This is a genomic window from Bartonella sp. SL317, assembly GCF_059687655.1.
This window is the reverse complement of the sequence record NZ_CM185144.1, coordinates 1,498,019-1,513,373: the sequence shown is the minus strand read 5'-3', so window position 1 is coordinate 1,513,373 and position 15,355 is coordinate 1,498,019. Positions and strand designations below refer to the sequence as shown.

Here is a 15,355-nt window from a genome sequence, read left to right as displayed (position 1 = left end):
ATTAAAAAGACCACTGACGTGCTTTCAAAAAAATATAATCCCGAAAAGCATTCAACCTTGCCAAATTTTTTAAATTATAAGGATAACAAAAAAAAGTATCAAAAGAAGGAATATCAACCATATCAGGAAAAATACGCACCAAGTGCTCATCATTATTGACAATATAATCAGGCAGCACTGCAATCCCAAGATCACGCATAAGCGCATTCTTTATTGAAATAATATTGTTGATTTGTAGGATTGAAGTGCGCAATGATCCATCATTTCTACCAGCTTTTTCCAACCAATTTAAACCAGACAAATAAGGAGGAACAGGTTCACCAAATGAAATAATACGATGTTTATCAAGCTCAGACAATTTTTCCGGTTTTCCATAATTTGCAATATACTTTTCCGAAGCATAAACATGCATATGAATTGTAAATAATTTTCTTTGTATAAGATCAGGTTGTTGGGGGCGATGGAGGCGAACAGCACAATCTGCATGACACATTGTCAAATCAAGTTCTTCATCAGAAAGCAAAAGCTGAACCTGCATGTCAGGATAAAGACTAAGAAACTCTGGCATACGCTCTGCAATCCATCCTGCCCCCATTCCAAAGGTCGAAGTCACACGCAAATGCCCTGTTGGTTTTGCATAGCTTTCACTTAATTGCAAACGTACATTTTCAAGCTTCATCAAAACATCATGAGCTGTACGATAAAGAGTTTCTCCCTGTTCTGTAAGAATCAAACCACGCGCATGACGCTGGAATAAAGAGACCCCAACCTCTTGTTCTAAAGCCGCAACCTGTCGTGAAACTGCTGATTGGGATAAATGAAGCTTTTGAGCAGCATGCGTAAAAGATCCCGCTTCTGCAGCAGCGTGAAAAACCCTTAACTTATCCCAATCTAACGGTGGCGCCACAATTAATTTTACCTCTAGATTCTCTATGTTTTCAATGAATTATGAATGCTTAGATCTATCTAAAAAACGCTCTGCTTCCAATGCTGCCATACATCCCCTTCCCGCAGCTGTGACAGCTTGACGAAATGTGTCATCTGTTACATCCCCTGCAGCAAAAACACCAGCAATGCTTGTTGCGGTTGAATCCGGTGCTGTCCATAAATAGCCACCTCGTTTTTGTTTCAGTTGTCCTTCAAATAGAGACACAGCAGGATCATGCCCAATGGCGATAAATATTCCCTCTGCTTCTAGCTTCATCTCGTGACCTGTTTTAACATTTTTCAAACGTGCCCCAGTTACAATAGCTCCCTTTGCTCCCTGAGCTGGTAGCCCTACAATTTCTTCGACCACATGATCCCATAGAACACGTACATTATTACAAGCAAACAACCTATCTTGCAAAATTTTTTCTGCTCTAAATTGTTCTCGCCGATGAGCAACAGTTACACTTTTTGCTATATGCGATAAATAAAGGGCTTCTTCAACGGCGGTATTGCCTCCTCCTACAACAATAACATCCTTACCCCGATAAAAAAAACCATCACATGTCGCACAAGCAGAAACACCACCACCCATAAAAGTCTGTTCACTTTCTAAACCAAGCCAGCGCGCTTGAGCTCCTGTAGCAATGATCAGGGCATCACAAGAATATTGTGTTCCTGAATCCCCATATAAGACAAAAGGATACTTCAATAAATCTGCTTTTGTAATCGTATCATAAACAATTTTTGTCCCCATATTCTCAGCTTGTTTTACCATCTGTTCCATTAGCCATGGACCTTGAATGGGATCAGCAAAACCTGGATAATTTTCGACATCTGTTGTAATTGTTAATTGCCCTCCCTGCTGCCAACCTGTCACTAAAACCGGTTGGAGCATTGCTCTTGCCGCATAGATCGCCGCGGCATAACCAGCCGGACCTGAGCCAATAATCAGCAGACGAATATGCGATTGTACCATTAAATCCTCTTCACTTTTTACAACTTAATTATTTTATAAATTATAACGGAATACAGTCTTTTAAAAAAATATTTTTCAATAGGCTCAATTATGTTATATGTATACTTCTTTTCGAGTTTCATGCAAAGGTATGATTACCAACTCATTGAGGCATGCTAATGTTTAAGAATTAGTCTTTATCCTATAAAGGGAAAAATATAAATTCTTATAAGCACAAAACCACAATAAAAAGAGATACAAAGATAGGGAACGGTCATTTTTCAGTTTATTATCAATGTTTGTGCACGTTTTGCGTTAATCATGGGAGGAGCAATGCTTTTACCAATTTTTGTGGATTTGCACGACAACAACCTTAATTGGATAATCTTTCTCTATTCTTGTGCCATAACCACCATGTTCGCAACGCTGATTCTTTTAGCAACGAAGGGAGCTACTTGCCGTTTTTCAGCACGGCTTGGCTTTATGCTTACAGTCTGTCTTTGGTTGACAGGAATCATTGTGGCTGCCTTACCTCTTTATCTTTCCCCTCTTCCTATTTCTCTAGCAGGAGCCGTCTTTGAATCTGTTTCTGGAATTACAACAACAGGTTCAACAGTCCTTTCTGGTCTTGATAATTTATCGCGAAGCATTTTGTTATGGCGCTCTATTATATGCTGGATTGGAGGCATTGGTTTTATCGGTTTAGCCCTCTTGCTTTTGCCTTCTCTGCGTGTGGGGGGCGTACGACTTTTTCATATGGAATCATCTGATAAATCTGAAAAAATATTGCCTCGCATCAATCAAATTGCTAACGGAATTATCATCGCTTATGTTGGACTGACATTGGCTTGTATGCTTTCTTATTTTGCTGCAGGCATGAGTTTATTTGATGCTATTAACCATGCAATGAGTACGGTCGCAACCGCTGGGTTTTCAACGCACGATGCTTCTTTTGGCTATTTTTCTGATACACCAGCTATCTTAATTATTTCAACAATTTTCATGTTGCTTTCTGCTTTGCCCTTCGTGCTTTATGTTAAATTAGTCCTTCCTGGACACTTCAAACGCTTCCTTGATCCACAAGTGATTGTTTTTCTCTATATTGTTCTTCTTTTTAGCTTTGCTTTAGCAGCATGGCTACGATTTCATGATGATCGTGCTTTCCACATGATTTTTCTTGATGCCATTTTTCACCTTTCATCCATTATTAGCACCACAGGTTACAGCGCTGAAGATTATCAACTTTGGGGACCGTTTGCGGTTGGAATTTTCTTCATTGTTTCTTTTACAGGCGGATGTGCTGGTTCTACTTCTGGTGGGATGAAAATCAATCGCCTCATTATTCTTTGGCGTATTACACAAACAAATATAGAAAAACTTCTTTCTCCTAATGTTGTTGTAAAAGCGCGCTATGATAATTCAAACATATCAAACGATGTTGCTCAAGCCGTTTTGTTTTTTGTCTGTCTTTATATGTTTTGCCTTGTTATCGGCACTGCACTTTTGCTTACAACGGGTCTTGACTTTACCTCTGCTTTTACGGGCGTCTTAACAGCACTTTCAAATGTCGGCCCAGGCTTTGGAGATATTATTGGCCCTGTTGGTAATTTCTCTACAATCAATGATAACGCTTTATGGATTTTAAGTTTTTTAATGTTAGCTGGACGCCTTGAAATCATAACAATATTCGTCCTTTTTATCCCCGCTTTCTGGCGTAAATAATTTTAATGCATAGAGTACTTTATTTTACCATAATGAAAAATTAACAAGATAAAAAGGCGTGAACAATATAAAAAAATAATATCCAATCTTCAATCAATCAACGGAAAATTTCCTAAAATTTTAAATAAATCCCTCAAACTTTAAATAAATCATTGTATAAGTGATGACATAAAAACATATTTCGAAAAAATCAAGTGTCAACAGCTTTCAAAGCCATAACATATAACAATTTACGTTATATTATTGAGCTGCTTTATCAAATAAAATGGATCCATAGAACATTCTTTTTTACGAATAATTTCTTATACAAATGATATGAATACTTGCTGATAAAACATTTTTTCTCTTTAATAGAGTCACAGTCCTTGATAAAAAATAACATGCTATTATAAGATGAATTTATAAAATTATAAAAAACATCTCATAATATAATATCTATCGCCCTATTTCACGAGAACCCTCATGAAAGGTATAAAGTGGGAACTATTACCTTTACTTACATAATAAGATGCAAGTTGGTACCACAAAACAATATATAAATTAGCCCCACCATATTATTTTATTTCTATTAATGTTGTAACAGCTTGTATTTCAAACAATTTATAAAAAAGCTCTTTACTGCTTCTCTTCAATAATTTTTATCCACCCCACGCCACCTTGCAATTGTGATGTACGAAAGAGATTCCTCTCATTGATTTAATATCAATAGATTTGACAGGAGAAAACCTTACTATATGCAAAGTTCTTCATTTAAGTTATCAAGAAAAACTATCTGTATAAGTCACATTGACCTTAGATTTATCTTATTATGCATTTATTAAAATATGTACGATTGTTGTATCTAAGAAAAGACTGGGGATAGAAATTTTTCCTCATAAAAAACACCATCATTATCCTTTTAAAGATGGGAAAACATTTTTTGCTGTCTATTTAAGTCTTATAAAACGAATAATATCAGAACGACACCGTTAAAAGAGTGTATAAATCCCTAGACTTGAGCTAAAGTATTATTGCCTTATTCTGAAATATTATGAGAATAGCTTTCCTCCCTTCATCTATGCTTTATCATAAGCCATATTTCACTCTCAAACGTATACATTTTTAGTCTTTTATCCAAAATTTTGAGAGCTTCTTATAGCGTTCTATTAAGGACAAGATAAATTTTGTAAAATAATCTTTCAGGGAAGCACGTTTTATCGCTCCCAAAAGAATTTTTTTATATAATATTAAACTGTCTTTTCCTCAAACAACTCTTCGTAAACTCTCCCAATCTCTCTTGCCTCTTTTTCCAAAGGAAAATGCGCACGTACATGAGTTAAAGCTTTTTGTCCAGCTGCCAATGTTTTTTCTACATCCGCAAAATAAGGTTCAATCGCTTCTGTTAAAGCACCACCATCTCCTGCTTTAACAACTGTTCCGGTTCCCTCCACCACCAATTCTTTATAAGCTCCTGCATCACTCGTTACAACTACAACCTTTGATGCCATTGCCTCCAAAGGCGTTAAACCGAAACCTTCTGTACGAGAAGGTGCAACATAAAGCGACAGGCGACGATACCACAAAGGTATATCCAAAATCTCACCAAGAAAAATAATGCGATCATCCAAACCTGCTTTAGCAACTTTTTTGCGTAATTCTTTTTCAAAATGATAATGTTGCTCTGTCGTACGACCAGCGATAAGTGCTGTCCACTCTGGGTAACGTGGCAATAATGCTATCATGGCATCAACAAATAAATCTGTTCCCTTTGAGCTGCGCACACGGCCAAAACATCCTACCGCATATTTTCCTGGAAATCCTGTCGAAGAAAAATGATCATCAAGAGTTTGTGGTGGCGTAAAACGCTTCACATCCACCCCATGCATAATAACCTTATGAGGCACTTCTAAATAAGCGCCCGTATATGTACTTGTAGCAATCACCCTATCCATACGTCGAAGCAACCATTTGGTAAAAGACTTATGATGACGTCGTGAAGCGGATGTAAATACAAGTTTAAGCTTCATGCGCAAGACATCACGCAAAAAGATCCCACAAAGCATCTCAATATTACGCCTTGCATGCCAAATACGAAACGACTTCCCTTTCGGACTTTTCCAAAGTCCGAAAAGGTCCTTAAAGGCGAGAGCCGGCAAATTCTCTGGAAGTCCAAACCCCAGAGTGGATATACGCACCCCCTGTTCGCGCTGCAGTGGAACAAGCTGAATAATCGTAGATGTTACTCCCGATAAACGCTTTTTAAAGTGAGGCGCAATAACCTCAGTTTTTTCTAAAGACACACGCATACCAATTTAGATGTACTGAACCTTAATGATTTCGTAATTATGTGCACCACCGGGCGCATTCACTTCAATCACATCACCCTCTTGCTTACCAATGAGTGCACGTGCAATCGGTGAAGAAATAGAGATTTTACCAACCTTTACATCCGCTTCTTGATCCCCTACAATCTGGTACACCTTTTTTTCTTCAGTATCCTCATCCAAGAGTTTAATAGTCGCTCCAAATTTGATTTTGTCGCCTGAAAGACGAGAGACATCTATAACTTCTGCCCGAGCAATATAATCTTCAAGCTCATTAATACGCCCCTCATTATGACTTTGTGCTTCTTTAGCAGCATGATACTCGGCGTTTTCTGACAAGTCACCATGAGCACGCGCCTCAGAAATTGCTTCAATAATTCGTGGACGTTCCTGTTGTTGACGCCAACGCAACTCTTCTTTAAGACTTTCAAAGCCAGCTGTAGTCATCGGAACTTTTTCCATAATCCGTCCCTTTCTATTACACGGAAGGTTTAATAAAAATACAAAAAACGGCTTCCAAAATTACTTTTGGAATCCGAAAACTACGATCTTTCTTATTATATAGTACAGTATCCCTATTTTCCATATAAAAATAAATAAAGAAAACAAAACATGTACTCATAGTGTTTAAAACATCTCATTTCGGTGTTTAAAGCGTTAAACTTCACTCTCTTCTTTAAAATCTCATAAAGAAGAAAGAATTGTAATTTTTTTTATTTTATCATAATCTAGTAAAAGAGATCATATGAGATATGAAGCGAGAAGGATAATTTTTAAAGAAGTTCTTTACAGAAAAATGAAAATTTTCATCATTTTTTTTATGTTTGGCCCTTTCTTTTTAACTACAACAATATCTAAGGCAGCTGAGGCCTTTGTGACAACGAATCTTAATTTTAGAACAGGACCCAGCACTCAATACGCAGTTTGTGGCTTTATTTCTGCTGGAGAATTGGTCTTTGTTAAAAATTGTGAAGGAAATTGGTGCCATATCCGATATAACACCCAAACAGGTTGGGTGTCATCGCGTTATCTTTCATTTAAAGATGGAAATGATCTTTATCACACATACACGACCTCTTTAGTTCCTTAAATATACTCGATATGATTATTCTCCATAACAGCAACAATACTCTACGTTCTCTTGAACATGATCATCATGGCCGAAATACAATAGTGTCCACGAACAACCACAAATATCCCCTTTCAAAGAATTCTTCTCATAGAAAAAACTTGAACAATATCCCATGCAATATTCACCAAACTGAAATAAATCTGCTCAATAACGTTTTACTGTTATTATAATAAAATTGTAAAAATTCGTATTTCCTTTAAAATTATTAGTGCTTTCCTATCAAAGGAACCAACAATGAAAAATGGTGTTACTGCAACCGTAGAAGCTCTTTCTGCTCTCATTGCTTCAGGTAATCCTCTTTTTAAGAATGGTGCATTATGGACACCTCACCGCCCTATTCGTCCTGAAAAGTCTGAAGGCGGTATTCCATTTCAACTCGAAACATCCTTTAAACCGGCAGGAGATCAACCTCAAGCCATTCAAACTCTAGTTGAAGGAATTGAAAAAGATGAACGGACACAAGTTCTTTTAGGGGTTACTGGCTCGGGAAAGACCTATACAATGGCGAAAGTTATTGAAAAAACACAACGTCCAGCTCTCATCTTAGCCCCTAATAAAACTTTAGCAGCGCAACTTTATGGAGAATTTAAAAGCTTTTTTCCTCACAATTCTGTAGAATATTTTGTTTCTTACTATGACTATTATCAACCAGAAGCCTACGTTGCACGCTCTGATACTTATATTGAAAAAGAATCCTCTATTAATGAACAAATTGACCGGATGCGCCATGCTGCCACACGTGCCGTCTTAGAGCGCGATGACGTTATCATAGTCGCATCTGTCTCTTGTATCTACGGAATTGGTTCCGTAGAAACCTATACAGCTATGACCTTCCAAATAGAAAAAGGGGAAAAACTCAATCAACGAAAATTCTTGGCTGATTTAGTTTCTCAACAGTATTATCGACAAGATATTAATTTCGTTCGTGGTTCCTTTCGTGTGCGAGGAGATACCATTGAAATTTTTCCTGCTCACCTTGAAGATCGTGCTTGGCGTATCTCACTTTTTGGTGATGAAGTAGAAAAAATTACCGAATTTGATCCCCTAACAGGAAAAAAAACAGATGACCTTCAATCTATTAAAATTTATGCCAATTCACACTACGTAATACCCCGTCCAACCTTAAATCAAGCAATGAAATCGATCAAAAAAGAGCTCGTTCAACGTCTCGATGAATTAAATGCTGCTGGACGTCTTTTAGAAGCACAACGCTTAGAACAGCGGACAATTTTTGATTTAGAAATGTTAGAAACAACGGGCTCATGTCCGGGAATTGAAAATTATTCACGTTATTTAACTGGACGAAATCCTGGTGAACCACCACCAACCTTATTCGAATATATTCCACTCAATGCTCTTGTTTTTATCGATGAAAGTCATGTAACTATTCCCCAAATTGGTGGCATGTATCGCGGTGACTTTCGCAGAAAAGCAACCCTAGCGGAATATGGTTTTCGCCTTCCCTCCTGTATGGATAACCGTCCTTTGCGCTTTGAAGAATGGGATGCTATGCGCCCACAAACAATTGCTGTCTCTGCAACGCCTGGACACTGGGAAATAGAACAATCCCATGGCATTTTTGCTGAACAAATCATTCGTCCAACAGGACTTGTTGATCCAGAAACAGAAGTTCGCCCAGCAAGCACTCAAGTCGATGATGTTGTGAGCGAAATTCGTAAAACAATTCAAAAAGGCTACCGTACATTGGTCACTGTACTAACCAAGCGTATGGCCGAAGATTTGACAGAATATCTCCACGAACAAGGAATTCGGGTACGCTATATGCATTCTGACATTGATACATTAGAACGTATTGAAATTCTTCGTGACCTGCGACTTGGCACCTTTGATGTCCTTATTGGGATCAACCTCCTTCGAGAAGGTTTGGATATTCCAGAATGCGGTTTTGTTGCCATATTAGACGCCGACAAAGAGGGTTTTTTGCGTTCAGAAACCTCGCTCATCCAAACCATCGGACGTGCCGCACGCAACGTAGATGGTCACGTTATTCTTTATGCGGATACCATTACCGGCTCTATAGAACGTGCTTTACAAGAAACGCAAAGACGTCGACAAAAACAGATAGCTTACAATAAAGAGCACCATATCACACCAACCAGTATCAAAAAAAATATCGATGACATTCTTAATGCAGGAAGTGAAAACTACCAAACTCCCTCAAATATTTCTAATTTTATTACGCAAAATAATATGGATCGTAACAATTTGGCAAGCCATATTCAATCACTGGAAAAACGAATGCGTAAAGCAGCAGCAGATCTTAATTTTGAAGAAGCTGCACGACTGCGTGATGAAATAAAACAACTCCAGAGAATAGAACTCGTAATTGCGGATGAGCCCTTAAAATAGTGCAGCAAATACCCTACCTATAATTTCATTAACTCTTAGGTGTTACAAATCTTAATCACAAAGATTCACCCATAGATATCAACATTTCGCAAAATCAAAGTAATAAAGAAAAAGATCTCATAAAAATAAATGCTAAAAAACAAAAAAATATAACCACAAAATTGATTTATAAATATAATTTATCGTTTTTCAGAGTACAGAAGAACTTAAAATACTGTGAGACTTTCTTATTTCAAACCTATTCATGATGAGACAAAAAACGTTCGACTTACACCAGATCAAAAGCAATGCGCATTTAACTAAAACCCATTTAAGAAAAAGATGGCCATCTCTTCCAAACTCTCTCAGTATTAAAACCGATTGCAAAATAAAGGGCTTATACATGTTATTCATAAATATAATGCTGTCATCACCCTTGTATTTTATAAGTGTAAAGATAACATTTCATATTATTCACGAGCAATATGCTGAAATGAAGTTGAAGGTGACAAGATTTTTTAATAAGCACATGAATTCACAATATAATAGCGTTTTATTTACATAAAGAGCGTATCCTTGAAGATGGTCTCATCAACAATAGCTTAAAACAATACATAATATTTTACTAACAAACGCTGCAAACGAATGCTTTTGAAAAGCGCAAAACTATTTTTAAAAATACACTCAAGATGAGAGCTATTTTTTTTATCTTTACGCCCTCATATGATACTATTTTCTATTGATCAATAAAAATGTGTTGCTTTAATGCATTTTAAAAGAGAGTTGGAGGATACATCCATAAAACAAACAATAGGCTCTCCCCCCAAATATCTCCTTGTTATAAAGTCATATGTCTATGATAACGTTGGTATTTTAAGTTATAGGGTATCCTATGACTCGAGATTTATCTATTAAATTAAAAAGCTTTGTTACTCTTGTAAAAAACGAGATTTTATAGATATAATTCTTATCAATTAACATTAATAGATGTGTTTTTCATGAAAAGAGATTTTTATTTTATCGTTTTTTGTCAACCAAATAGCTCTTTATTCGTTTTGTCAAAATAAAGTCAAAAGTCGTTCAGATTATATTCAGTTTGTCACGTGTATGATATGAAAAAATATGAAGTTAAGTTTAAGGAGTGTCGCTATGAGAAAATCTACCAAACAAGTGGTATTATCAGCGGTATCAGCAGCAACCATTTTGATTCCACTCAGTACAGCGCTTGCGGATATGAAATGGATGCATAGTGATATTGATCGGCAAATGAATGAGATGAGAAGAAATATGGATAAGCAAATGAACGATATGAGGAGAGCTACGAATTCCTATTTCCCTTCTCATAGCTCTAGCAGCCGTTCTGTTGTTGAAAGACATCATTCTTCTCATACTCATCCCCACCATCATGTGGACCATAAAAGACGCGAACATCATCATCATCATGTTGAACGCAAAACATATAATTATGTTGAACGCAAAAAAACAATACATCACCATACAACACATCACCATCACGTGACGCGTGATAACTCAGGAGATGCTTTAGCAGCAGGTGTTCTTGGTCTCGCCGCCGGTGCAATTCTTGGCAATGTTTTGAAAAAACCAGAACAGCCGCAAGTTATCTACCAACCCATGCCACAAAGACAGGTTGTGTATCAAGAAGTTCCGCAAGTCGTATATCAACAAGTTCCACCAACCCAAATTATTTATGAATCCCAGTCAACAGCCACATATCAACCACTCCAACAACCATGGACTCGTGGATGGCTTCAATATTGCAAGAAAAAATACCGTTCATTCAATCCTAAAACAGGTACTTTTAGAGGCTATGATGGACAAGACCACTTTTGTTATGCTCCAGTGAACTAATATCTTTGTTTTGCTGAAAAAAATTAAATAATCCCAAAAACGCTTGAAAGCGTTTTTGGGTTATATGTTGAACTCTTGAAGGAAAGGATTCCACTGACGCTCATAGCCTATATGACTTCTAGGACCATGCCCACAGATAAAACGAACATCATCCCCTAAGGGCAAAACTTTTTCTCGAAGTGATTGCATCAATTTTTCGTGAGAACAAAAAGGAAAGTCGGTACGTCCGATAGAACCACGAAAGAGAACATCACCCAATAAGGCAAAACGTTCCTTTTCATTAAAATAAATCACATGACCAGGAGAATGCCCTGGTGTATGAAAAACTTGGAATACATGTTCAGCAAAATGAACGCTATCGCCATCTTCTAACCATTGATCAGGAATACAAACAGAAACATCCGTGATACCATAGCTTCTTGCACTCTCAACCACAGCATCCATCACAGGCTTATCATCACAATGTGAACCGATAATTTTAACGCCAAGAGCCTCTTTTGCTTGCATCGCTGCCCCCACATGATCAAAATGACCATGTGTTATCCAAATCGCTTCAACGGTAACACCCTTTTCTTTAATGGCTTCTTGAATTCGAAGCCAATCCCCACCAGGATCCACTAAAACGCCACCTTTTTGTTCCTCATCAAAAAGCAAAGTGCAATTTTGCTGAAAAGATGTAACCGGAATAATATATGTACTAAAATGACTCATGAAACCCTTTTCAAAAATAAATTTTTCAAGATTACAAGAAACATTCTATAGGATAGCCTGCTCGACAGTTTTATGCAACTTATGTAAAGTTAAATCTTTTGAAAAAATAGTTTAAGGGTTTTGAAGAATGACCAATCACGTTCAAGTTTTGTGTGATGATGCCCCTCACCTTCTTGTGATTGATGACGATACACGTATTCGCAATCTTTTATTTCAGTTTCTCATTAAAAGTGGATTTCGTGTTACCATTTCAGCTAATGCCAATCAAGCAAGACGACTATTGGCAAGTTTAGATTTTGATCTTCTTATCGTTGATGTCATGATGCCCGGTGAAAATGGTATTAGTCTTACCCACTTTCTCCGCCAAACAAAAGATGTTCCTATCCTCATGCTAACAGCTTTATCAGAAACAGACAGTCGTATCTGTGGATTAGAGGCCGGCGCAGACGATTATCTTGCCAAACCGTTTGATCCTCGTGAACTTCTCCTTCGCATCAACGCCATTTTACGACGCGGTTTTTCCCTTTCCCAACCTAAAATCGAGCAAATCGTTTTTGGTCCTTATATCTTTTCAATTTCACGGCGTGAACTTAAAAGGGGAGGAGAAATTATTAAATTAACCGATAAAGAACAAAAAATGATGGTCATTTTTGCTGAAAATGCTGGTGACATTATTCCGCGTCATCAATTTGCAATGGATGAAAATACGATCAGTGAACGTGCCATTGATGTACAAATCAACCGCCTTCGTCGTAAGATCGAAAAAAATCCAGCACTGCCTATATGGCTCCAAACTGTGCGAGGAATAGGGTATAAACTCTCAATTGAATAGGCGCCAGAATGATCAAACCTTTAAGATTTTTTTTTCGATGGTTAACGAAAAAAATGCCTAAACGGCTTTATGCTCGCTCTTTGATCATTATTATCGCTCCCATGGTGCTTCTGCAAACGGTCATTGCTTATGTCTTTATGGAACGTCATTGGCAAATGGTAACTGAGCGTCTTTCAATAGCTATTGTACATGATATTGCTGCCATTATTGATATTATTGAAACATATCCGCAGAAAGATAACTATGAAGATATCAAACGTATTGCACAAAAACGTATGGGACTCAATATTTCTATTCTCTCCCCTGCCCCTCTTCCTCTTCCAGGACCTAAGCCATTTTTTGCAATTCTTGATTATTTTCTCAGTGAAGAGATCACCCGCCAAATCAATCGTCCCTTCTGGATTGATACCGTAGGGGATTCTGATCTTGTTGAAATTCGTATTCACCTTGGTCACAGCATCTTGCGCGTCTTTGCACCACGTAGTCAAGCTTATGCTTCCAATACTGCTATTTTTTTAAGCTGGATGGTAGGAACTGCTCTTGTTTTATTACTGATAGCAATTTATTTCTTGCGCAACCAAATAAAACCCATTCAACAACTTGCTGAAGCGGCTGAAAGTTTTGGACGTGGACGTCCCTTACCAAAAGGATTTCAACCACAAGGAGCTGATGAAGTTCGTCGTGCTGGCATTGCTTTTTTACGCATGCGCGAACGGATTGAACGCCAGATAGAACAACGCACCATGATGCTCTCAGGTGTAAGCCATGATTTAAGAACTATTCTTACACGTTTTAAACTTCAATTAGCATTAGCAAATACTGATTTTGATATTAAACCACTTGAGCAAGATGTAAGTGATATGCAAAATATGTTAGAAGGTTATCTTGCTTTTGCCCGTGGTGAAGGAAGTGAAAATGTCAAAACCTTTGACCTCAATGCTCTTATGCAAAAATTTTCTGCCGATGCTCATCTTCACAAACGTCAATTTTCCTACATCATTGAAGGCCCTACAGAGATACAAGTACGCCCTTGGGCTTTTACACGCTTGGTCAGCAATCTTGTCTCCAATGCATTTTGTTACGGTACAACCGTTAAACTAACAGCTCACTCTCAACAAGAATCCTTTATATTGATCATCGATGATGATGGACCTGGAATTCATAAAGACATGCGAGCAGAAGTTTTTAAACCATTCTTCAGAATTGATACAGCACGAAATCAAGATGAAAGTGGAACAGGACTTGGCCTTTCTATTGCTCAAGACATAGCACGCAGCCATGGTGGTAATATACAACTAGATGAGAGCCCTCTGGGGGGCTTACGCGCCATTCTCGATATCCCCCTATGAGCAATATTTCAGCAACCTATCTGTAAAAAATAACAGATTTGATCTTTTAGGCATTCCCTACAGTTTCAAATAAAGTGTATTGCAGTGCATTGTAAGCGCTTTCTCCTGATAAAGCGACCATTTGAAAGGCAACATAATGGCTTTCACAGACTTTAAGTGCGTGTATCAACAAGGTTTCAACCTGTATATGAGATGGATGCACCCCACCAGCCAAAAGAAGACCTTGTCGATAAATAACCGAATTATTCCTTTGCCAGTAATCAAAATGTCCCAACAACAATTTTTCATTAATCGCGAGCAATAAACGCTGTATTTCAGTTGTTCGAGCATTTTCAATAGAAAGATCAAATGAACATGCCAAATGAAGCGCCTCCTGCTCTTCCATCCATGAAAAAGCAAGACGATAATTTGCTCGTTTTCCTTCCACACAAACGCTAATTTCATCTTGCGCATCCCGCTCAAACGACCAATCATATTCGCAAGCAATCTGTTCAATAAAGTCAACGGGATGCTCTTTTCTCTCTGTGGCGCAAAATGCAAGCCTCATCATAATCCTCAATCATCTTAAAACATCGTCAACAAAATATAAAATACCTGAACTGTAACAATATTTTGCTACAATCAAAACTTTTACACCAAACAAATACACATTAAAGACATCGACAATACACAAACACCTAGAAACCACCACACTCTTGGAAGCGCGTGCTTTGAGGGCAACCTGATAATCATAAAACGAATCACCAAGCCTTTTCAGTGTATTGATACAATTTTATAGCGCCAGCCCCCCTTGATTCAAAAAATGTATTTTTACCAAGAATAAACAAATGCTCACCTCTAACAGACTCAAGATTAAGCATTTTTTAGTTTCACGCCTCATATTGAAAAATTGGGGATATTTTTTGAGAACCCCTTTTTAAAGAAACTATTTTACTTTTTTCGTATCTGCGTTTTTTTTAAATCATCTTTTTCCAAATCATCAAGGCGCCTTTTCAAATCAACATTATCAGCATGAACTTTCAGCACTAACTCCTTAAAGGCTTCAAATTCTTCGCGAGAAACAAGATCAAGTTTGTTTGCTATCTTTTCGGCCTGCCCACGAAAAGCTGTTCCAGCTTCACGTCGTATACCTTGCGCAACGTCAGCAGCATCCGTTGCTAATTTGGCTAATTCATCAAGAATACGGTTTGATCCATTACGCAT

13 protein-coding genes are annotated in these 15,355 nt (G+C 37.6%); 6 read left to right on the top strand and 7 right to left on the bottom strand.

The annotated features are described in order from the left end of the window. Position 1: 1 nt before the first annotated feature. Both AC6ER9_RS06310 and trxB read right to left on the bottom strand, forming a co-directional pair. Entirely contained in the window at positions 2 to 907 is a 906-nt protein-coding gene (locus AC6ER9_RS06310) for a LysR family transcriptional regulator (RefSeq protein WP_497073943.1), read from the bottom strand. A 39-nt stretch (positions 908 to 946) separates the two neighbouring features. After that, positions 947 to 1,906, bottom strand: a complete 960-nt coding sequence (gene trxB, locus AC6ER9_RS06305; protein WP_497073942.1) for a thioredoxin-disulfide reductase — start codon at positions 1,904 to 1,906, stop codon at positions 947 to 949. 312 nt (positions 1,907 to 2,218) lie between these two features. On the opposite strand from trxB, the gene AC6ER9_RS06300 reads away from it, so the two are divergent. After that, positions 2,219 to 3,607: a TrkH family potassium uptake protein gene (locus AC6ER9_RS06300; protein ID WP_497073941.1), complete on the top strand. Its 1,389-nt coding sequence runs from the start codon at positions 2,219 to 2,221 to the stop codon at positions 3,605 to 3,607. Between the two features lie 1,226 nt (positions 3,608 to 4,833). Here the strand turns inward: AC6ER9_RS06300 and AC6ER9_RS06295 are convergent. Then, positions 4,834 to 5,892, bottom strand: a complete 1,059-nt coding sequence (locus tag AC6ER9_RS06295) for a glycosyltransferase family 4 protein (RefSeq protein WP_497073940.1) — start codon at positions 5,890 to 5,892, stop codon at positions 4,834 to 4,836. Positions 5,893 to 5,898: 6 nt separating this feature from the next. After that, entirely contained in the window at positions 5,899 to 6,372 is a 474-nt protein-coding gene (gene greA / locus AC6ER9_RS06290; RefSeq protein WP_007347010.1) for a transcription elongation factor GreA, read from the bottom strand. A 334-nt stretch (positions 6,373 to 6,706) separates the two neighbouring features. On the opposite strand from greA, the gene AC6ER9_RS06285 reads away from it, so the two are divergent. The 3 genes from AC6ER9_RS06285 to AC6ER9_RS06275 all read left to right on the top strand — a co-directional run bounded on the left by AC6ER9_RS06285 (position 6,707) and on the right by AC6ER9_RS06275 (position 11,260). Continuing rightward, the gene (locus tag AC6ER9_RS06285) at positions 6,707 to 7,000 is read left to right on the top strand and encodes an SH3 domain-containing protein (protein WP_497073939.1); all 294 of its coding nucleotides are present in this window, start codon (positions 6,707 to 6,709) and stop codon (positions 6,998 to 7,000) included. A 276-nt stretch (positions 7,001 to 7,276) separates the two neighbouring features. Next, positions 7,277 to 9,412 (top strand): excinuclease ABC subunit UvrB, encoded by a 2,136-nt coding sequence (gene uvrB / locus AC6ER9_RS06280; RefSeq protein WP_497073938.1) that lies wholly within the window; start codon positions 7,277 to 7,279, stop codon positions 9,410 to 9,412. A 1,128-nt stretch (positions 9,413 to 10,540) separates the two neighbouring features. Continuing rightward, positions 10,541 to 11,260: a BA14K family protein gene (locus AC6ER9_RS06275; protein ID WP_497073937.1), complete on the top strand. Its 720-nt coding sequence runs from the start codon at positions 10,541 to 10,543 to the stop codon at positions 11,258 to 11,260. A gap of 60 nt (positions 11,261 to 11,320) precedes the next feature. Here AC6ER9_RS06275 and AC6ER9_RS06270 read toward each other — a convergent pair whose 3' ends face one another. After that, positions 11,321 to 11,971, bottom strand: coding sequence for an MBL fold metallo-hydrolase (locus tag AC6ER9_RS06270; RefSeq protein WP_497073936.1), 651 nt, complete (start codon positions 11,969 to 11,971; stop codon positions 11,321 to 11,323). Between the two features lie 127 nt (positions 11,972 to 12,098). Between AC6ER9_RS06270 and AC6ER9_RS06265 the strand changes: the two genes are divergently transcribed. Both AC6ER9_RS06265 and AC6ER9_RS06260 read left to right on the top strand, forming a co-directional pair. Then, positions 12,099 to 12,803: a response regulator gene (locus tag AC6ER9_RS06265; RefSeq protein WP_497073935.1), complete on the top strand. Its 705-nt coding sequence runs from the start codon at positions 12,099 to 12,101 to the stop codon at positions 12,801 to 12,803. 8 nt (positions 12,804 to 12,811) lie between these two features. Beyond that, on the top strand, positions 12,812 to 14,152 hold the full coding sequence (locus AC6ER9_RS06260; RefSeq protein ID WP_497073934.1) for an ATP-binding protein: 1,341 nt from the start codon (positions 12,812 to 12,814) through the stop codon (positions 14,150 to 14,152). 46 nt (positions 14,153 to 14,198) lie between these two features. Here AC6ER9_RS06260 and AC6ER9_RS06255 read toward each other — a convergent pair whose 3' ends face one another. Next, on the bottom strand, positions 14,199 to 14,699 hold the full coding sequence (locus AC6ER9_RS06255) for a type III secretion system chaperone family protein (protein WP_497075293.1): 501 nt from the start codon (positions 14,697 to 14,699) through the stop codon (positions 14,199 to 14,201). Positions 14,700 to 15,082: 383 nt separating this feature from the next. Next, complete coding sequence (locus AC6ER9_RS06250) at positions 15,083 to 15,355, bottom strand: accessory factor UbiK family protein (protein WP_497073933.1); 273 nt, start codon at positions 15,353 to 15,355, stop codon at positions 15,083 to 15,085.